Origin of the sequence: Devosia sp. (assembly GCF_036563435.1) — a bacterium.
Classification (GTDB): Bacteria; Pseudomonadota; Alphaproteobacteria; order Rhizobiales; family Devosiaceae; genus Devosia.
In genome coordinates this window covers 246,000-264,555 of sequence record NZ_DATCMJ010000018.1, presented here as the reverse complement: position 1 = coordinate 264,555, position 18,556 = coordinate 246,000, and the positions used below count along the sequence as shown (strand labels likewise).

Below are 18,556 nucleotides of genomic sequence, written 5' to 3'. Positions count from 1 at the left end.
CGCCTAAGCTATGCTTCTGGTGCAAGGCGTCCATCCCAAAAGGCATAGAGAGTTGGCGGAAAGTAAGATCGCGGAAAAGTCGTATTACGAGCCCCTGGCGGACGGGGTGGAACGGCTACCCACTGCGCTTTCCATGTTCCACACCACGCCCCTGGTGATGCGGGCGCCACACTGGCACGCACAGGTCGAGGTCAACTTTATCATCCAGGGCTGGGCTCGCTACCGGATGAGCGGGCACGATGTGCAGTTCGAAGCGGGCGACATGGCCCTGTTCTGGGGCGGGCTGCCGCATTGGCTGTGTGATGCTTCCGAGGACCTGGTCTATGCCGGAGGGCACCTGCCGCTGGTGCATTTCTTCCGCCTGCGACTGCCACAGAATGTCCAGTCGCGGCTGATGCAGGGCGCGACACTCTTGACCAAGGCCACGGACGCGTCGGATCCGCTCAACTTCGCCCGCTGGAACGAGTATGCCCGTTCGGGCGACCCGATGAAGGCCAGCATGGCGGTGGAAGAATTGCTGTTGCGGATCGAGCGGGTGCGCTTCGACCCCTATGAACTGCTGCCGGGGCCTGACGCGGTGGTGAATGCGGTGGATGGGCTGGACCATCATTCTTCGCCTATTGTCGTGCGCATCTGCGACTTCATTGCCGACAACTTCCGCGAGGACATCGATTCGGCCGACATTGCCCAGGCGGCTGATATCCATCCCAAGTATGCGATGAACGTCTTCAAAAAATCGACCGGCATGACGCTCAACGACTACGTCAACCTGATGCGACTGAGCTTTGCCCAGGCGCTGCTGATGCAGGACGAGGCGAACGTGTTGCAAGTGGCGATGGACAGCGGCTTCGGATCGCTCAGCGCCTTCAACAAGAGCTTCCGTAAGATTGCCGGCATGTCGCCGACGGACTTCCGCCGCGACGTGCGCGGGCGGCCCAACCTGCCGGCAGCCCGCACCTATCCCAGGCGGGCGATGAACTGAGCGATCAGTGGAGCGGGTGCTCCAGGTCCAGGCGCCGGGCCTGGAGCAGCAGGTAACCAAGAGCGACAGCATAGATCACCGTCTGGGGCAGGATGCCGAACATAGCATTGCTGATGCCCAGGATGAGCTGCCCTGACGACAGCAGCAAGGCGCCGAGCACGATTGGGCGCTGCTGCCGCGCCGGCCGGTGCAGCAGCAAGAGCAGCGGCGCCGCGATCAGCAGCAGATAGGCAAGGAGCCCCATGCCGCCTGACATGGTGGCGAAATTGGCCCAGTCGGCATGGAGATTGTCGAGCGAGAACACTTGGCCCTGCTGCGGGAAGAGTTCCTGGGCAGGGTGCATGATCTGTCCCAGGCCGATGCCATAAAGCGGCGATTGCGCCAAGGCGTGAAGGGCCGAGTGGTAGAGCGCTGCCCGGATATCATCGGAGCCGCCGGTGAAGCGGAAGATGTTGAGCGCGCTGTCGATGATACCGGCAACGCGCGTGTTACCGGTAGCCACGAGGTAGGCGGCAGCGCCAGCACCCACCGCCGCGGCAGCAAGGAAGGCGAGGCGGAACAGCCCTTCGCGCCAGCACCAGATCAAGAGGGTCGATAGACCAACTGCGACCATGGCAGCCCCGCCAACCATGGGACCCCGGGAGTCGGCGATGATGGCGCAGGCGAGGCCAAGGATCGGTCCCAGCAGGAAGATGTAGCGCCATGGCGCGGCGGACGCTGCCACACCGACCATGGCGAGTGATCCCGCCATAACGGCGAGCGAGGCGAAATGGATGGGATTGTTGCCCATGCCGGGACGATAGATACCCAGGACGTAGCGTTCGTAGACACCGCCACTGAAGGCTACGACAGCCGCGACGAGGCAGATCACGGCAAAGAGGGTGAACCCGGGCACCCACCTGGCGGGTCGCGCGAGCAGGCCCAGGGCAGGAACGCAGAGCATTGGCAGCACGAAAACCGGCGCCAGCAGATCCTGATCGCCGCGATAGGTGAAGGGAACGGTGAGTGCCACCAGGGCAATGGCCGCGATAGTGGCCAGGGACGTCGGCTGGCGGAAGCCCTCGCGCTCCGGCACGCCGAAGACCAGCAGCGCCAGCGCGCAAAGCGCAATGGCCGCATAAGCGCCGATATATGCAGGATAGCCGGGCGGCAGAATTGCGGCGATAATGGTTGCCAAGGCGAGAGCGCCGGCAAGTTTTGACAACACGTCCATGTCCCCATCAGGCGCCGTTTCAATAAGCGGCAACTGGAACGGCACTACCGGCTCGGCGCCAAGCGGTCAAAGCTTTTGCAAGCAAGGCGGGCGAAGGCGAGGTCGCAAAGGGCATTGATGTCCCGGCGGCTCGTCGGGGTGGCCAGGTGATAGCGGGTGGCAAGGTCGCCGATGTACTGGGCTCCGTCGCTTTCGATCAGCGCCAGGATATCGCGTTGCCGCACCGAAAGCGTAGCCCCGTCGCGCCCTCAGTTCAGGAAAGCCGCAAGATTGTCGGTGATGGCGCCGCTTAGCCCCGCGGGCCAGACGACCCGCGCTTTACCACCTCAGGGGCGTTTTTTGGTGAGAGTTTTCGATGAACCCCCAGCAAATCCCCGAGCTCCTGCTTTTTCTCTCACTTGGATAAGCCGTCAGCCAGCTGTTGTTGAAGCGGAAGGGACGCTTATTCGGTGTTGCGTGACGAGTTTGCATTGTTTAGGTTGCGCTCGGCTAAAGTGAGGGCTCTGCTCTCATCACGATGCACCCGTAGCTCAGCTGGATAGAGCGCTGCCCTCCGAAGGCAGAGGTCACAGATTCGAATTCTGTCGGGTGCGCCATACTTCCAGACGAGGATCGATCCACCTAAGTGCGCGGCGCTGGCGTATGTCGGACAGTGGTGACGTTTTTGGCTTGTGAGCCCCGCCTGGTTCGCTTTTCATGGATGACAATAGGCCAGGGAATAAGCGTTATCGAGCATTTGCCCCAAACGTGCCGGTTGCCGACGCCAGTCTGGGCCGGATGGCGAGCTTATGGCTATGGGAATAACGTTATCGCGCATTTTCCCCGCCAGCCGCGGGTCTGCGGACGCCGATTCCGCTAAAGGCCAGGCAAGTTCGAAATGGGGCTCAAGGCCCACTGATGGACGGAAGAGATTAAGCTTCCGACGCCGCCATTGGAGCCAGCAACGGCTGCTAGGCCATCAAGGCGCTGACGGCAGCATCAGGCGACGCAATCCAAGGGGCGCAGGAGCGAGGACAGCCTCCAGTGTGGCCGGGTTATCGGCCGCATCCCGGAACTCCCCGCTTCCCGTCGCCAGCTGATAGCGGCCGGACGGCGTTGTCAGCACCCAAAGCTCACCGGCTCCGGCATAGGCGTTGAATGCGTTGTTGCGCTGGGCCGCTGTGCACCAGCGCGTGCCGCGCCCCCAAAACTCGGCCGCTTGCCGGGTCTTGAGCCAAATCAGGCGCCATGGTCCGTCCTTGAACAGCAGGTCGCTGCCCGCATGGGCGGTGTCGCGCTCCACCTGGCGCCCCCGCTTTTCATCCTGGGGCGGCATTGAGCATCGAGCGGTCAAGAGCGCGTCGGCCGACCGGTAGCGCAAGACATCGCCTGCTGGCGCCGGCAAGCGAGCCCGGACCAGATCGAAGTGCCGCAGCGCCGTTGTCAGAAGTTCAAGCTCCTCGATCATGGGCATGGACCGCAAGCCTGAGACGCGCCACATCTGCCGCCGCCATCGCGCCAGCCAGACGGCATAACGACCCGATCGGCTGGGGTCGCAATCAAGGATCACGTCCAGCTTGCCGCTTTCGACGCGCACGGCGCTGTGCTGGTCCAGATGCTCGGCCTGCGCCTGCCGCCAGGCTGCTTCGAGATGGGTATTGATCACGATGTCGATGCGCTTGAGCGAGGGGGCTGGCATGGCATCAACATTGGAACGCCAGCGGAATGACGCCAAGCGCGAAGGGGCATGCTCCACTGGATTTTTGTCCGTTGATTGTCATACCTGGTCCGGAATTCGATCAGTCTGCACCGTGTGCAGCGGCAGCGAAGTAGGTGGTGCATTCGGTGGCCGCGGAGGTTTCGATCCGTTTCCCTATCCTGTTCCAGAGCGCATCGATTGTTCCTTCGGCAGCCTTGCCACCGCAATATCGATCATTCCAAGCAAAACCGGCAGGAAGCTCTCGCCCGATCGACCAGCCCCTGCCTTGCCACGACGGCGCCACGCACGGACCGCGCCCGGTAGCCGACATCAGAAATTAACCTTAACCGCAACGGGTTGGGCGTTCTGCTTGTGTTCCGTGAGCCGGGCTCTTACCTTGGAGGCGTCGGTGCCCTATGGCCCGATGTCGGGAAGGCCGCCCGCTACCAACGAGCGGCCGACGGAAGCGCTACCAACACTTCCGCCAGCCTGAGCCACGCCACCCCTGCTGGACAGAGGCAACATGACCTATCGTTCTTCTAGCGGCGCCAGCGCGCCGGACAAGACCTATTCTCACCATTCCCTCATCAGCGCCATTGCCCTTGAAGCGGGGCTCGTGCGCCATCCGCTCGTTTCGGCGACCGACCAGGTGCAGATCCTGCGCGCCATCGACGAGACCGGCTCGGCCTCGGTCGGCGATGTCATGGCCGTGCTCGAGCCGCATGAGGATTCCGTCGGCGCCATCGTCACGCTGATCGAAGCGGGCCTGATCCGCGCCGAACTCACCCATGGCGTCTTCGACGAACATGCGCGCCTCATGCGCACCATTCCCCTGCCGCCCGACGAGGATCCCGATCCCACGGCGCCCGACGGTGCAATGCCGCCCAAGGGACCGGCTCCCTTGGGCGTAGTCGATTCGGAAGCCCAGGTCCGCCTGGACGCTGCCATCGGCGCGGCCCAGATTCTGCCCGAGGGTCTCTCGACCGTTCCGGTCAGCCAGTTCTTCCCGTCCATCCATGTCGGGCAGGGCGCGGCCCGCCGCGCCTTCGCCGCGTGCGAGGTGCTGCAGCGCCCGGGGGTCTATATCCTCATGTCCGATACAAGCGCCTATGTCGGCATGGGCTCGGTCGTGAGGCGGCGAGTTGCTAGCGGCGCGCAGCCCATCGAAGACGTCGATACGATCATCACGATCACCGACGCCCATAACGGGCTCGATGATGCCGACGCGGCGGTGCTCGAGCGCATCCTGCATATGCGTGTCGGGGCCGCCAAGGAAGTGCGCCTCCTCAATGGCACGCCGGGCGGCGCACCGGTCACGCCCGAGCGCTATCGCGCGCTCAATGTCATGGCCGGAATTGCCTGCGATGCCCTGGCGCGCGACGGGCACCTCTTTATCAATATGAGTCCGCGCCTCGCGCTGGCGGGCCCCCGTGCCGAACTTGGCCAGCTGATGCCGCCGCGCCCGTTCAACACGGTGCCGGAGGGCGAGGTGATGGAGCTCGCCTTCGGGCGCAACCTCATCGCCCTTGCCGCACGCCGGGCCGACGACGACTGGCTGCTGCTGGCCGGCTCCAATATTCGCCTCGATACCGTGGCCAGCGCCAATGCCTCGGCCAGCTATCTGCGCGCCGCGTGGCTCCATTCGGGCCTGCTCGAACTTTCCGAGACCGGGGAGAGCTATGTGCTCACCCGCGACCTCACCTTCCGCTCGGCGGGTGCTGCCATGCATTTCGTCATCGGCAGCAAGGGTCAGGGTCGCGGCGGCTGGCAGCCGATGGATCCAACTGACGGGTCCGATGCCGAGGCCCTGGTACTCGCCGCGGGCTAGCCGCCCGACGTTCCCGCTCACCTTTCCCTCATTCCTGCGGATCCGGTCCGAAGCCGGTCCGCCAGAGGAGCAATCTGCCATGTCCAGTTCCAGTTCCTATGACGACATCGATGACGATACCGACACTATCGGCGAAGGCGCCGACAAGAACGCCTCTGACCTTCTTGCCGGCGCGGCGCTCAGCGCAGCCCTGACCCGCAAGGCGCGGGCCCAGCTCAAGCGCCATCCGAGCGTCGTCATCCTCGCCGTGCCCAATGCCGAATGGGTGCCCTTGATGTGCCAGGCCATCCGGCTCATGGAGGATGCGCCTGTGGTGCGCGGCATCTCCGAACCGGGCAAGTCCGGAAGCAGCGTGCATCGCGTCGGTAAGGATGAGCTGCGCTGGCTGCAATCTGGCAAAAGCGTTCTCTTCGTGAGCCAGGATCCCGGTGGCCTGCTGCATGAGGCGGTTCTGGCGGGCACCGATGTCAGCGTCGCCGTTCCGGGGCTGACGCCAGCCCTGTTGCGTCAGGTCATTCGCCAGCTGACCGGCGGCATTGCCCGCGGCATCAACCAGGAAATGACCGAGCTCGACCTCACCCTGCTCGTCAGTCTCTTGCGTCCCGGCTCAACGGCCAAGGAATGCGTCGCCAAGCTGCGCCTCGCCGTCCAACGCAGGAGCGAAAGCGTCGGCATGCAGAATGGGACGTATGATGTGCCCCGGCTCGATACGTTGCCGCTGACGCGCAATGTACGCGAATGGGCCGATCAGGCGCTTGCCGACCTCAAGGATGTGTCAGTGGGACGTCTGGCGCCCGATCGCCTGCAGGCCGTGGTGCTCGAAGGCCCGCCGGGCACGGGCAAGACACTGATCGCCGAGAGTCTGGCGCGCACGAGCGGCTGGTCTTTCGTGCCCACCAGCGTGGGATCGTGGTTTGCGACCAGCGACGGAGCGCTTGGCGGCGTTTCACGCAACATCAAGCGCTTCTTCGAATCCGTAATCGTCCGCGCGCCGGCAATCGGATTTCTAGATGAGCTCGACGCGGTGCCGAACAGGTCGACCATGGACAATCGCTCGCTCGACTGGTGGGCGCCGGTCGTGACTCTGATCCTGACCGAGATCGATCATGTGCATAAATCCGGCAAGCCCGTAATGCTGGTCGGGGCCACTAATTTTTACGAGCGCCTCGATCTCGCGCTGATCAGGCCGGCGCGCCTCCATCAAAAAGTGTCGGTGCTGCCGCCCAAGAGCGAGGAGGAGGTCCTGGCGGTTGTACGTTACTGCCTGGGTCCGGATCTGGCCGACGCAGATCTTGGCCTGATCGGACAGCTGGGGCAGGGCGCCACCCCGGCCCAGATCGAAGGATGGGTGAAGGAGGCGCGGCGGGCCGCGCGCACTGAAGACCGTCCGCTGGAACTGGGCGACCTTCTCGAACAGATCGTGCCAAAGGATGTCCGCAGCGCTGAGGACGTCTGGACGGTGGCGATCCATGAGATCGGTCATGCTCTTGTTGCGCATAGGCTCGGGCTTATGGTCAACGCGGTGTCGATCGTCCCGCAGGGCATGTCTTCTGGACATATGGAGCTGCGCAAGCCCAGCCTGATGCCGACCTGGGACCAGGTGACCAAGCTCGTGACGGTAGCACTTGGCGGCAGGGCAGCCGATATCGTGGTCGGCACTGGCGCCCATGCCGGAGCCGAAAGCGACCTGGCCGAGGCCACGCGCCTTCTCCTCGCTGCGCATGAGACGCAGGGACTGCGCGATGACCTCGTGTCGCGGCACGTGCTGAGCTCTGTGGCGGGACGGAGTGAGCTCCATCGCGCTATCGGCGCTGAGCTAAAACGCTGCCTCGAGGAAGCCATGACGATCATCGCGGCGGACCGCGCCCTCGTCATCGACCTTGCGAGGCGCTTGATGAATGAGAAGGTCCTTTCCGGGGCGCAACTGGCCACGGCTCTCGGCCCCAAGGCCGCGCCCACGCTTAGCAGCTCTGTTGCCACCGGCAATGAAATCGAGCTGGAAGAGACGGATCTGGTGAGCCTTGAAGGTGGAAGCCCGCCGGCCTCGGAGCCCCCTCGTCACCAGGGTCATCTCAAACAGGAGACCTGCGATGAGATCGTGGCGTAAGCTCCTGCAGCGCCTCGATGGCGCCTATTCCGACCATACCTTGCGCTCCTATCGCAGCGATTTCGGCGCTTTCGCGCGCTGGTGCCGTACCAGGCGTCTGCGGGCCTTGCCCGCAGAGCCCTCGACGATGGTAGCTTATATCGATGCAGAAGGGCAGCGTCTCAAGCCGAGCACTATCAAGCGCCGGCTATGCGCCTTGCGGCGCATCCACGGTCTTTGCGATGCCAGAGATCCGACCGACCACGAAGACGTCAGGCTAGCGCTGCGCCGCGTGCGCCGGGCGCAGCCGTCCCGGCCGCAGCAGGCCCACGGCATCACAGCTGCCCTACGCGACAAGTTGTTGGCAGCCTGCACGGACGATCTCATCGGGTTGCGCGACAAGGTTCTAGTAAGCGTCGGCTTCGACACGCTTTGCCGCCGCGGTGAACTCGTAGCGCTGTCGGTCGACGACTTCACCCCAACCGCGGACGGTCGTTTCACGGTGCTGGTGCGCCGCGCAAAGAATGATCCCGAGGGCGCAGGCCGCACCTCGCGTCTATCCCAGGTCGCCAGCGACATTCTGCGCACGTGGCTCTCGGAAACGGGTATCAAGCAGGGCGCCTTACTGAGACCTATTTATGGCAAGCGACCTCTTGCGCTCTATCTTGAGCCACTGACCGTGGGACGCGTGTTGAAGAAGCTCTGTGATCGAGCTGGCGTCCAGATGGAAATCGTCGCGAAGGTCTCGGGCCATTCGCTTCGTGTCGGGGCCGCGCAGCAATTGACGATCAACGGATTGGGTCTGCCGCAGATAATGCGGGCAGGAGGCTGGAAATCGGTCAGCGTGGTGGCGCGTTATATTGAACACGTCGATCTCGATGTTTGGGTTTGAGCCCGGCGTGAGGACGTGGAGTTCGGCGACGCTTCAAACCAGTTTTGCCGCCAACCCCCCAAAGCTGTGTATCATCAGCCAACATGTTCCCAATGCCAGAACACGTCTCCAGATCGTAGACGCATGAGCCACAGCCGATGATGGTGACGCAATATGTGAAGCCCTCCGCCTTCGGCTCCTATTTTTCCAGACGGTGGCGGACAGGGGGTCGGCAAGGCGGTTACGAGTTGTCGACCAGCCGCCTGGGCCCGGGCCACGCCCGCTGATGGCCAACTCCGGGCAGCGCAACGCGTGGCGGAGCCAGTCCGCGTGTAAGTCGGGGCTGCCGGCATGATGGCGCGCCGTCAGCTGGTATCATCGGGTGTTACGTCATCGTCGAACTTGAAATCGGAGGATGCCTCGTCCCTGCCGACGGCGTCGTCATCCGGATCGAGCCTATCGAAGGACTGCTCAATATCATCCGGTTCGATGCCAACTTCGCTCAGCAGCCCTTCCGCAAGGGACGCGTGGCTTGGCCACGACGGGATTCGCTCGTCGTCGCGGTCATGCGAGGGTTGAGGCTCGTCCTCCAGGTCGATGTACATATGGTCCGGCATGGTTTCGGTCCTGACCATTGAAGTCGGCCGGGCGTGCTCGAGGAGCGTGGTGACTTGTCCGAGAGAGAGCCGGAGCTGCTCCAGCAACACTTGCAGGTTAGGGGCAGCACTGCGCGTCAGCAAAAAGTGGGGACGCAAGCTGGAAATGGCGGCGAGATGTTCCCCCCGCACCGGACCCGAGAGCAGCACGACCACGGGGTCGTTATGCTCTACTGGAACCACACTGCCGATGTTGATGCTTCGCTTCTGAGTTCGAGCGAGGTCGGTCACCCGCTGGGCGACTATGGGATCCGAACACAGGAAGAACGGTTTTCGCCCTCGCTGACGGGCCGATTTGTCGATGCTGAGCGTCAAGTTGGCGAGTCCGGCGAAGTCTTCGGCGAAGGCTACGGTCTGGTTCTCCCGCAGCTGAAACGGCAGGTCATGGTCCATACGGGGACCGGACCCCAGCGCAATCTTTCGTTCGCCACAGACAGCAGAAATGGTGGGGTTCGCCAGATGATCCGTTCGGTATGAGCGGCGACAGAGTAGCAGCTGTGCACCGCAAGCAATGGCCCCTTGGAGCAGCTTTTGCAGCTGAGAAAGGCTCAGACGGTCAGCTTCGTCCACCAGAACGGTGGCATTCTGAGGCACCACCAAATCGCCATTCCAGTGCAGCGCCCGCAGCGGGATGCCTTCCGGGTTTTCTCTGCGTTTGTGAAGGTGTGTGGCCATTACGACATTTGTGCCGTTTGCGCTGAGATCCCGAGCCAGACCGGCAAGAAGATCCGCCCGGTCGTGGCTCGTGACGTCAAGCAGGATTAGCCGCGGGGCCTTTCCCACCGCTTCCGCAAGTTCAGCGCCGTTGAGATCGCCGGGAAGCTCACCCCAGTGACTGTCACCCGCCAGATCACTGCCAAGTTGGGAAATGCTGCTCTCAAGGTCTCGGTAACGCGGCATGACATGAAATCCAGACGGGGCACCGTCGCTCCGGCCGCAGATCGTCAGCGAGCGCGCCACCACCGTGTCCACGATGCGTGCTGCCTGCCACGGGTCCGTGCAGAAGCGCTGTACGATCGCTTCGACATCGCCGCGGGTGAACATGCGCTCACTCAGATGACCTATCAGGGGCTCGATGGCCGTGACAGACCGGACGTTGCGCTCGTGCAGAATGGAATTGACCCGCAGCCGATCGATCTTGCGGAAGATGGCCGCCGCATCAGGCCGTCGGGCGATCGCCTCGACGTCATTGACCAGTGCGCCGACGGCAGCCACAGGGCCGACATGGTAACCGGGGTGGATGGCGGGCAGGCGAAGACGGATCGAGTGCCCACATCTTGCAAGATGCCGCTCCAACCTCACCTGCATCATGCCACGAAAGTCCGCCGCATCAACAACGTGGCAGAGACGCCCGACACTCTTCTCGCGCATGGTGCTTCCGCCGGTGTCAGCGAGCAGACCGCGGTAGCGGCAGGCGCCAAATCCCATGGAAGACAGGGTCCGGCTGCCGAGCAGGAAGTGAACATGATTGTTTTCTTTCGGCACGATTGCTTCCGGCAGAACGAGCGCTTGGTCATCTTCCTCGTGCTCCGGCTCAAGCGCATCGGAGTGGATCGCATAGGTGACGACGATGCCGTGCTCCTGGCTCAGGTCATCGGCGACGCTCCGGCAGAAGTGCTTTGCGCTGTCTGAGGGCATCGTAGCGAAAGAAGGCAGGGCCATCACCACCTCGAGGGCGATCACGCCCCCTCTGCGCTCTGCCTTTTCAGCATGGCTCCACAACGTGCGCTCATCCCGGTACTGGGGCGGCGCTTCCGCGGGGCGAATCGTTATGGGCCCCGCCACCAGGCCACCATGCTGTGCGTAGCGGCCGCGCCGGCCGATATAGTCGAGCTTGTCGTCCATGGTGCGTTCGCTGGTCTTGCGAACCGGTTCCATTCGACTGAATGCGATGGCCATGCTGCGCCCTCCCTGGGTCTCGCCATTGTGCGTCCCGGGTCAGCATTGAACCAGATCACCGTCGGAGGTTCCGCTTGAAGGAACGAGCAGGTGAGTGCTAGGACAGGCCACAGGCTCTCGGTGCTCTCGCCCCCAGCCATGCCAACGGAAGCGGCCCCGTTGAATGAATTCTGTTTCGTGTGGCAGTTTCGCAACACACGTGCGTCTCTTTGGAGACGCTATAGAGAGATGATCCCGTCACCACACTTGTTCGCCCGCAGCCCCGGCAAGGCGGGGGCTATCGGCCTCTGAAGTGCTGTGCAGGCGAGCGCGAACAAGGACCGCGACCACCAATACCAGGCGGGGTTCAGGATGAGAGTGGCTCGATTGTGGTTTACCAGGAATTCGGATTTATCCTGATGACCGGGCGCGAACCCATCGGGCTCGGTATCTCCACCACCATCCCAACGGGAGTATCGAGCCGTGCGCAAGAATGTCAACGCCTTCATCAAGAAGAACCTCAAGATCACGCCCGATGGCGGCAACGCCACGGCCGCGCCGCCGGAGTCGCGCATCATGGCCGCCGACCTCATCAAGGCGGAGGAAAAGGCCGAAAAGAAGCGGGCTGCCCACCATGCGGCCGAGGGTCAGGTCCGCAAGGTCGTGGGCGAGGTCCACTCCGCGATTGGGCAGGTGCTCGATGGCGCTGCCCAGCTCGCGAGCTTGTCGCCCATCCAGTTGCTCGGGCTCAGCGCCCATATCGCCAAGCGGGCGGAAGAGGAGGGCTTCAAAGCCGAACTGAACCGGCTCGGCTTTGACCTTTATGCGTCCAAGTACGCGCACGGCGTGGCCCTGACCATGCTGGGTGTCGAGCCGGGCGCGAAGAAACTCGCCGAGGCCCTGCGCGATGCTGGCTTCATCCGTGCCGGTCATCTCTGGGCTGGCGAAGCCCGTGTCCCCGAGGCTGTTCGCCTGGCGACGGAACATGACCTTACCCTGTTGCGATATGACAGCGACCACACCCCTACTTACTTCGTTCGCCGGGGGGAGAAACAGCCCACGCTGGTCGCCCTGGAGGCCGAGTATAACGGCAGGATTGAGGCCGCCAGACAGGCGTTACTTCCCATCACCGATCAGCAGGGCGAACCCGCGGATGGCAACAATATTGCTCCCGACGGTGCCGGTTCTGAACCTAGGTCCCAGTCCGAAACTGCCGCAAGCGAGGCCTCGGTTGGCCCGCCGGTGACGGGAAAGGCGCTGACCGCGTTCAAGCAGATGGGCACGGCCCGCCATGCCAGTGCCCGGGGCAGTGATGCGGCGGAGGCCTAGGCCGATCACCGCGGCGGCGGCATGGCCGCCGCCGCGCAGACTGCTCCGGAAAGTTCGGCAAGACGAGCACATGATCGATAAAGGCAGTTATCAGACATTCTTTCAGCGCGGTGCCGGTGTGCAATAGCACTGAACCCAGCGTCGGCCGTGGTGCCGAACTAGTCCGATCGGCCCGTGGTGCCGAACTATTCCGATCGGCGTTGATTAAACGCTATCACCGGTGCTTTCGTCCGTACTCTCAGATGTAGTTGTACTCATACGGGCGTGTCTTTGCCTCCTCAGCAATGCCGGCTGTTTGGTCAAAATGGATTGGGCCAGTAGGACGAGAAGCGGCCACTGTCCGGTAAGGTGTTCGACAGGTTCATTTTATGGATGCGGTAGTATAAACGAGCCAGATTGACATTGAACGGCACTCCGCCGAAGCCGTCGAGCCATAGTGCCGCACTGGACACGCGGTGCCATAGAGCAGGCAATTCTACCGCTGCAATACGGATTGAGATGACTTCGAACACCAGCGAACTTGCACACTTGCGAGACCATATCCTAGCGCTGTCCAAGCGTTATGCGGAATTGGCATATGGGCCCAAGGATTTCTCGCCTGGAAGCAGCGCCGTACCGCCGGCCGGCAAGGTGCTCGGCGCGCCGGAAATGCGCAATCTCATCGATGGGAGCATTGATTTCTGGCTGACGACGGGGCGCTTCAACGCCCAGTTCGAGGGACTGCTGGCCAAGGCGACCGGTACGCGGCGGACGCTCACCACGAATTCGGGCTCCTCGGCCAATCTCCTCGCCGTGACGGCCCTTACTTCGCATGTGCTGGGCGAGCGAGCTCTGAAGCCGGGGGACGAGGTCATCACCTGCGCCACCGGCTTTCCAACGACCGTCAATCCGATCATTCAGAACGGCCTTGTGCCGGTGTTTCTCGATGTCGAACTCGGCACCTACAACATCGACGTGACCAAGCTCGAAGAGGCGCTGTCGCCACGAACGCGCGCCATCGTCATCGCCCACGCGCTGGGCAATCCATTCAATCTTGGCATCATCCATGAGTTTGCCAAGAAGCATGATCTCTTCTTGATGGAAGACTGCTGCGATGCGCTGGGCGCGACCTATCGCGGACAGAAGGTGGGCACGTTCGGGGAAGTCAGCACGCTCTCCTTTTATCCGGCGCACCACATCACCATGGGCGAGGGCGGGGCGGTGCTTTGCAAATCGACCATCTTCAAGCGCATTGTCGAGTCAATCCGCGACTGGGGCCGCGACTGCTATTGCGACCCGGGCAAGGACAACACCTGCAACAAGCGCTTCGAGTGGCAGCTGGGCGAGAGTTGCCCACAGGCGCCGTGTCCAGGGGGGCCTCTGGCCTGCCCCGCTCCGTTTCCTCCACCGATGCCGTGCCGGCTCTAGTATCCGGAATCAAGGGTGCGCACTCGCAGGCCGCGTTGAAAACGACGAATTCTCACCGGTCCTGATCACCCGACCTTCTCCGCGCCGGTCGTGCCTCGATTGGCATCGGCCAGCGTTGACAGTACCTGTTCAAGCTGCGCGATGAGCGTGCTGCGATCGAACTGGTCGGCGATGCAGGCGAGTCCCCGTTCCCCCATTTTTGCCAGATCTCGGGAGTCAAGCGCGCGCATCTGGCGCACGGACTGGGCAAGACCGGCACCATCGCCAGCAGCCACGGCCAGGCCGGCGCCGGATGCGACCACAATTTCCGCTCCCTCGCCATTGAGCATGGCAAGAATAGGGATACCGGCTCCCAGATAGGACTGTACCTTTCCAGGGATGGTCAGCGCGAATATCGGCTCGTTGCGGAGGGAGACGAGCAAGGCATCGGCATGGCGGAAAAAGGACGGCATCCTCTCAAGGCCGAAGCGTCCCGGCAACAGCACCTGGGCGCCCAGGTTGCGGCGCTCGACTTCGTCGGCGAGCCATGCTGATTTACGTCCATCTCCCACGATGATCCAGCGCACCGGTTCACCGCGCAGCGCCTCGGCCGCCAGGAGGACGGCGCCAAAATCCTGCGCCTCACCGACATTGCCGGTGAAAACGATGTTGAAGAGATCCGGACGCTCAGGGACTTCAGGGGCAGGAGATACCGTATCGAGCGCAGGCGCGGGCTCTGCCCAGCTGGGAAAGTATATAATGCGTCTGGGGTCGTCGATCTGCCGGGCAATCGCGGCCATGAAGCTTTTCGACTGCGCAAGAACGGCATCGCACTGCCAGTAGATGAAGCGCACCAGACGGTCCACGAGACCAAGAACCGCCTTGGAGCGGACAGCGCCCACGGCTTCGAGAGATTGTGGCCAGAGATCGAGCACCCAGAAGGCAATGGGCGCGCGCTTGATCCATTTCAGCACGATGGCCGGTATGCCAATAGTGATTGGCGAAGGCTCGAACACGAAGATGACGTCGACCTTGCGGCCGCGCAGTTTCCACGGTCCAAGGATGCTGGCCGACATCATGAACGACAGATAGTTCAGCATAAGGCGTAACCCGCCTCGACTGCGTGGTAGGAGCCCGACGCGCACCACCTCCGCACCCTCGAAGCTGTCATAGGCCCGGGGGGTTGCCTGAAACTCGGAAAAGATCTCCCCGCCGGGATAGTTCGGCTTGCCGGTCAGCACCGTCACCTCGTGGCCGCGCCGGACCAGTTCGGCCACAAGGTCGTTGATCCGGAAGTTTTCCGGCCAGAAGTATTGGCTGACGACAAGAATCCGCATGCTAGATGGTCTGTTTCCAGACCGTGCGCATGACGTAGTCGCGATAGGAGTGGATGATCCTGACGACTTTGTCCGAGACATTTGGCATGGAATAGTCGCTGACCTGTCGAAGCGAACGCTCGGCCCCGCGACCCTGGCCTTGCAGAATGGCCATCGCCTGCAGCACGCGCTCGAGATCGAGCCCGGTCATCATGACGGATGCCTCTTCCATGCCCTCGGGCCGCTCGTGCGCCTCGCGCAGGTTGAGCGCCGGAAAGTTGAGGATCGAGGATTCTTCCGTGATGGTGCCGCTATCCGACATCACCACGCGCGCCCCCATCTGGAGCTGGACATAATCATGGAAGCCGAGTGGCTTCAGCAACTGCACGTTGCGGTGGAACGTCGCCCCGGCAGCATCGATGCGCTTCTTGGTGCGCGGATGGGTGGAAACGATAACCGGCTCGTCGAACTGCTCCGCCACGCCGTTGAGCAAGGCAACGAGCTTGTTAAAGTTCACCTCCGAATCCACGTTCTCTTCCCGGTGTGCACTGACGACGGTGTATCTGCCTTCGTTCAGCCCGAGGCGCTGGCGCGCGTCCGAAGCGTCGATCTGGCTGCGATAGTGGGTCAGGACCTCGAACATGGGAGAGCCGGTCTTGATCGTCCGGTCGGGAGGCAGCCCCTCGCGCAGCAGGTATTCACGGGCGATATCGGAATAGGTCAGATTGACATCGGCGGTATGGTCGACGATGCGACGATTGATTTCCTCTGGGACCCGCATATCAAAGCAGCGATTGCCGGCTTCCATGTGGAAGATCGGCACCTTGCGGCGCTTGGCGGGAAGAACGGCGAGGCAGGAATTGGTATCGCCCAGCACAAGCAGCGCCTCGGGCTGGTGCTCGGCCAGAACGGCATCGACCTTGCCGATGATATTGCCGATGGTCTGAGCCGCCGTTTCTCCTGCCGCATCGAGGAAAATGTCGGGACGCCGAACGCCGAGATCGCTGAAGAAAATCTCGTTTAGTTCGTAGTCGTAGTTCTGGCCCGTATGGATCAGCAGATGCTCGCAATTTTCGTCGAGCTTGGCGAGGACCCGTGACAGCCGGATGATTTCGGGCCGCGTACCGACGACCGTGGCAACTTTCAGGCGCTTCATTGCGGCAGGACCCTGGCGGCTATGGTATCGGGCTTGTTGCGATCGAACACTTCATTGGCCCAGAGCATGACGACCATGGTGTCGTCCCCGATATTGGTTATGTCGTGGGACCAGCCGGGGACCGTCTCCACCACCTGGGGCAGGCTGGCGTCGGTGTCGAGGGTAAAGGTTTCATCGGTGAGGACATGGCGGAAGCCGAAGCGCGCCTTGCCCTGGACGACCAGGAACTTCTCGGTCTTGCTGTGGTGATAATGCCCGCCGCGGGTGATGCCGGGATGGGCGGTAAAGAAGGAGAACTGTCCAGCATCGGGGGTGCGCAGCATTTCGGCGAAGGTGCCGCGCGGATCGGTGTGCGCCACCAGCGAATAGGCAAAATTCTCGGGTTCGATATAGCTGAGATAGGTGGCGTGGAGGGCTCGCCTGAAGCCGGTGCCCACGGCGCCGGTCACGAGCGTCTCCCGACTGTCGCGAAGCGCCTCGATTTCGGTGACAAGCTCGCCCAGCGTCGTCTGATAAACCGGCTCGACCGAAACCGGTTGAGCGCCGCCATTGGCGATGAGGGCGAGAAGCGCGTCGACCACGTCGTCGATATAGACGAGACGGAGAGCAGCGCCCGGGTCGTTGACCTTGATCGGCAGGCCCTTGGCGATGTTGTTGCAGAAGGTCGCCACGACCGAATTGTAGTTCGGCCGACACCATTTGCCGAAGACATTGGGAAGCCGCCAGATATGAACAGGCGCGCCCGCGACCTTGCCGTATTCGACCAACACGGCCTCTGCGTCGCGCTTCGACCGACCGTAGGGATTGTCGAGGTTGGCGTGGATGGACGACGAGAAGACCAGCGGCAGCGGCTTTTCGAGTTGATGCAGGGCCTGGGCGAGTTTCTCGCTCATCCCGACATTGCCGGTTTCGAACTCGGCCTCGGTCTCGGGCCGGTTGACACCGGCAAGATGCACGACGAATTCCGCGCCACTGAGCTTTTCCACCATCGCCGCGATGTCTAGATCACGCCCGATCTCGATGATCTGGTGGTTGGCCTCGCCCAGGCGCACGACGAGATTCCTGCCGATGAAGCCATTGGCTCCGGTAACAGCGATGGTGGGCATCAGTCCTCCAGAGTCGGCGTGCGTCCGGCCAGGAGATCGCGGAAGAAGTCCAGCTTCATCAGCAATTCTCCCATCCCGTCGACGTCAAGACGCGTGGTATTGTGCGAATTATAGTCCTCGGCACGGGTGATCGTCGTTTCGCCCTGTTCGACATATTTGGCATAGTTGAGGTCGCGCAGATCGGGCGGAATGCGGTAATAGTCGCCCATGTCGACCGCATTGGCCATTTCTTCCCGGCTGAGCAGCGTTTCATAGAGCTTTTCGCCGTGGCGCGTACCGATGACGTCGATCGGGTGCTGGGCAACGCCGAGACGCTTGCGCATCGCCTCCGCAAGAACGCCGATCGTGGCGGCAGGCGCCTTCTGCACGAAAATGTCGCCATTGTTGCCGTGGGTGAAGGCATAGAGCACGAGGTCAACGGCATCGGACAGCGTCATCATGAAGCGCGTCATGTCCGGGTCGGTGATGGTGATCGGCTTGCCGGCAGCGATCTGCTGGGCAAAAAGCGGAATGACTGAGCCGCGGGAAGCCATGACGTTGCCATAGCGGGTGCCGCAGATGACGGTCCGGGATTTGCCCAGTTCGCGGGACTTGGCGACCATGACCTTTTCCATCAGGGCCTTCGAAATCCCCATGGCGTTGATCGGATAGACCGCCTTGTCGGTCGAAAGGCAGACGACACGGCTCACGCCATTGTGGATGGCTGCCTCAAGCACGTTCTCGGTGCCCAGCACATTGGTCTTGACCGCTTCCATGGGGTGGAATTCGCAGGAGGGAACCTGTTTCAGCGCCGCCGCATGAAAAATGAAGTCCACGCCACGGGTGGCCGAGAGGACGCCGCCCGGATCACGGACGTCGCCGATATAGAACTTGAGCTTGTCGCTCTGGAACTTCTTGCGCTGGTCGTCCTGCTTTTTTTCGTCGCGGCTGAACACGCGGATCTCGCTAATGCCGGTGTCCAGAAACCGCTTGAGGACCGTATTCCCGAAGGAGCCGGTGCCTCCGGTGATCAAGAGGGTCTTGCCGTCGAACATGCCTGTCTGTTCCATTTCTCGTTGAGCCGTGGCAGGC

14 protein-coding genes, 1 tRNA gene and 1 pseudogene are annotated in these 18,556 nt (G+C 62.5%); 7 read left to right on the top strand and 9 right to left on the bottom strand.

Annotated elements, in window-relative coordinates; all coding sequences use genetic code 11:
• The first annotated feature begins 10 nt into the window (after positions 1-10).
• Positions 11-982, top strand: a complete 972-nt coding sequence (locus tag VIL88_RS13760) for a helix-turn-helix domain-containing protein (protein WP_414650140.1) — start codon at positions 11-13, stop codon at positions 980-982.
• A gap of 4 nt (positions 983-986) precedes the next feature.
• Here the strand turns inward: VIL88_RS13760 and VIL88_RS13755 are convergent, their stop codons facing one another.
• Together VIL88_RS13755 and VIL88_RS13750 are read right to left on the bottom strand one after the other, a co-directional pair.
• Positions 987-2,189, bottom strand: coding sequence for an O-antigen ligase family protein (locus VIL88_RS13755; protein WP_331989782.1), 1,203 nt, complete (start codon positions 2,187-2,189; stop codon positions 987-989).
• A gap of 92 nt (positions 2,190-2,281) precedes the next feature.
• A pseudogene (locus VIL88_RS13750) lies at positions 2,282-2,404 on the bottom strand (DeoR/GlpR transcriptional regulator); the annotation flags it as partial.
• Between the two features lie 310 nt (positions 2,405-2,714).
• Here VIL88_RS13750 and VIL88_RS13745 point away from each other — a divergent pair.
• Positions 2,715-2,791 (top strand) — tRNA-Arg (locus VIL88_RS13745).
• A gap of 362 nt (positions 2,792-3,153) precedes the next feature.
• Here VIL88_RS13745 and VIL88_RS13740 read toward each other — a convergent pair.
• Positions 3,154-3,873, bottom strand: coding sequence for a hypothetical protein (locus VIL88_RS13740; protein ID WP_331989778.1), 720 nt, complete (start codon positions 3,871-3,873; stop codon positions 3,154-3,156).
• Positions 3,874-4,396: 523 nt separating this feature from the next.
• Here VIL88_RS13740 and VIL88_RS13735 point away from each other — a divergent pair.
• The 3 genes from VIL88_RS13735 to VIL88_RS13725 all read left to right on the top strand — a co-directional run bounded on the left by VIL88_RS13735 (position 4,397) and on the right by VIL88_RS13725 (position 8,679).
• Complete coding sequence (locus tag VIL88_RS13735) at positions 4,397-5,701, top strand: hypothetical protein (protein WP_331989776.1); 1,305 nt, start codon at positions 4,397-4,399, stop codon at positions 5,699-5,701.
• Between the two features lie 79 nt (positions 5,702-5,780).
• Positions 5,781-7,808 (top strand): AAA family ATPase, encoded by a 2,028-nt coding sequence (locus VIL88_RS13730; protein WP_331989774.1) that lies wholly within the window; start codon positions 5,781-5,783, stop codon positions 7,806-7,808.
• Complete coding sequence (locus tag VIL88_RS13725; RefSeq protein WP_331989772.1) at positions 7,792-8,679, top strand: tyrosine-type recombinase/integrase; 888 nt, start codon at positions 7,792-7,794, stop codon at positions 8,677-8,679. The genes VIL88_RS13730 and VIL88_RS13725 overlap by 17 nt, the downstream gene beginning before the upstream one ends.
• A 344-nt stretch (positions 8,680-9,023) precedes the next feature.
• On the opposite strand, the gene VIL88_RS13720 is transcribed toward VIL88_RS13725, so the two are convergent.
• Entirely contained in the window at positions 9,024-11,213 is a 2,190-nt protein-coding gene (locus VIL88_RS13720; RefSeq protein ID WP_331989770.1) for a MobA/MobL family protein, read from the bottom strand.
• 462 nt (positions 11,214-11,675) lie between these two features.
• On the opposite strand from VIL88_RS13720, the gene VIL88_RS13715 reads away from it, so the two are divergent.
• The gene (locus VIL88_RS13715) at positions 11,676-12,521 is read left to right on the top strand and encodes a hypothetical protein (protein ID WP_331989768.1); all 846 of its coding nucleotides are present in this window, start codon (positions 11,676-11,678) and stop codon (positions 12,519-12,521) included.
• A gap of 299 nt (positions 12,522-12,820) precedes the next feature.
• On the opposite strand, the gene VIL88_RS13710 is transcribed toward VIL88_RS13715, so the two are convergent.
• Positions 12,821-13,033, bottom strand: coding sequence for a hypothetical protein (locus VIL88_RS13710; RefSeq protein ID WP_331989766.1), 213 nt, complete (start codon positions 13,031-13,033; stop codon positions 12,821-12,823).
• Between VIL88_RS13710 and rfbH the strand changes: the two genes are divergently transcribed.
• Positions 13,020-13,928 (top strand): lipopolysaccharide biosynthesis protein RfbH, encoded by a 909-nt coding sequence (rfbH, locus tag VIL88_RS13705; RefSeq protein ID WP_331989761.1) that lies wholly within the window; start codon positions 13,020-13,022, stop codon positions 13,926-13,928. The two genes, VIL88_RS13710 and rfbH, sit on opposite strands and share 14 nt — an antisense overlap.
• 65 nt (positions 13,929-13,993) lie before the next feature.
• Here the strand turns inward: rfbH and VIL88_RS13700 are convergent, their stop codons facing one another.
• From VIL88_RS13700 to VIL88_RS13685, 4 genes are read right to left on the bottom strand one after another with little or no spacing between them, the layout of a single operon-like run.
• Positions 13,994-15,244: a glycosyltransferase family 4 protein gene (locus VIL88_RS13700; protein WP_331989759.1), complete on the bottom strand. Its 1,251-nt coding sequence runs from the start codon at positions 15,242-15,244 to the stop codon at positions 13,994-13,996.
• A 1-nt stretch (position 15,245) separates the two neighbouring features.
• The gene (gene wecB / locus VIL88_RS13695; protein WP_331989757.1) at positions 15,246-16,379 is read right to left on the bottom strand and encodes a non-hydrolyzing UDP-N-acetylglucosamine 2-epimerase; all 1,134 of its coding nucleotides are present in this window, start codon (positions 16,377-16,379) and stop codon (positions 15,246-15,248) included.
• Positions 16,376-17,485, bottom strand: coding sequence for a UDP-2-acetamido-2,6-beta-L-arabino-hexul-4-ose reductase (wbjC, locus tag VIL88_RS13690; protein WP_331989755.1), 1,110 nt, complete (start codon positions 17,483-17,485; stop codon positions 16,376-16,378). Before wbjC ends, wecB begins: the two co-directional genes overlap by 4 nt.
• Entirely contained in the window at positions 17,485-18,519 is a 1,035-nt protein-coding gene (locus tag VIL88_RS13685; protein ID WP_331990700.1) for a polysaccharide biosynthesis protein, read from the bottom strand. The genes wbjC and VIL88_RS13685 overlap by 1 nt, the downstream gene beginning before the upstream one ends.
• Positions 18,520-18,556: the final 37 nt, after the last annotated feature.

What these genes read in the sequence shown, in the direction of transcription:
- wbjC (WP_331989755.1), bottom strand. Translation starts at nt 17,485, where the DNA reads ATGCCCACCATCGCTGTTACCGGAGCCAATGGCTTCATCGGCAGGAAT.
- VIL88_RS13735 (WP_331989776.1), top strand. Translation starts at nt 4,397, where the DNA reads ATGACCTATCGTTCTTCTAGCGGCGCCAGCGCGCCGGACAAGACCTAT.
- VIL88_RS13725 (WP_331989772.1), top strand. Translation starts at nt 7,792, where the DNA reads ATGAGATCGTGGCGTAAGCTCCTGCAGCGCCTCGATGGCGCCTATTCC.
- VIL88_RS13730 (WP_331989774.1), top strand. Translation starts at nt 5,781, where the DNA reads ATGTCCAGTTCCAGTTCCTATGACGACATCGATGACGATACCGACACT.
- VIL88_RS13760 (WP_414650140.1), top strand. Translation starts at nt 11, where the DNA reads ATGCTTCTGGTGCAAGGCGTCCATCCCAAAAGGCATAGAGAGTTGGCG.
- VIL88_RS13720 (WP_331989770.1), bottom strand. Translation starts at nt 11,213, where the DNA reads ATGGCCATCGCATTCAGTCGAATGGAACCGGTTCGCAAGACCAGCGAA.
- VIL88_RS13700 (WP_331989759.1), bottom strand. Translation starts at nt 15,244, where the DNA reads ATGCGGATTCTTGTCGTCAGCCAATACTTCTGGCCGGAAAACTTCCGG.
- rfbH (WP_331989761.1), top strand. Translation starts at nt 13,020, where the DNA reads ATGACTTCGAACACCAGCGAACTTGCACACTTGCGAGACCATATCCTA.
- VIL88_RS13685 (WP_331990700.1), bottom strand. Translation starts at nt 18,519, where the DNA reads ATGTTCGACGGCAAGACCCTCTTGATCACCGGAGGCACCGGCTCCTTC.
- VIL88_RS13740 (WP_331989778.1), bottom strand. Translation starts at nt 3,873, where the DNA reads ATGCCAGCCCCCTCGCTCAAGCGCATCGACATCGTGATCAATACCCAT.
- wecB (WP_331989757.1), bottom strand. Translation starts at nt 16,379, where the DNA reads ATGAAGCGCCTGAAAGTTGCCACGGTCGTCGGTACGCGGCCCGAAATC.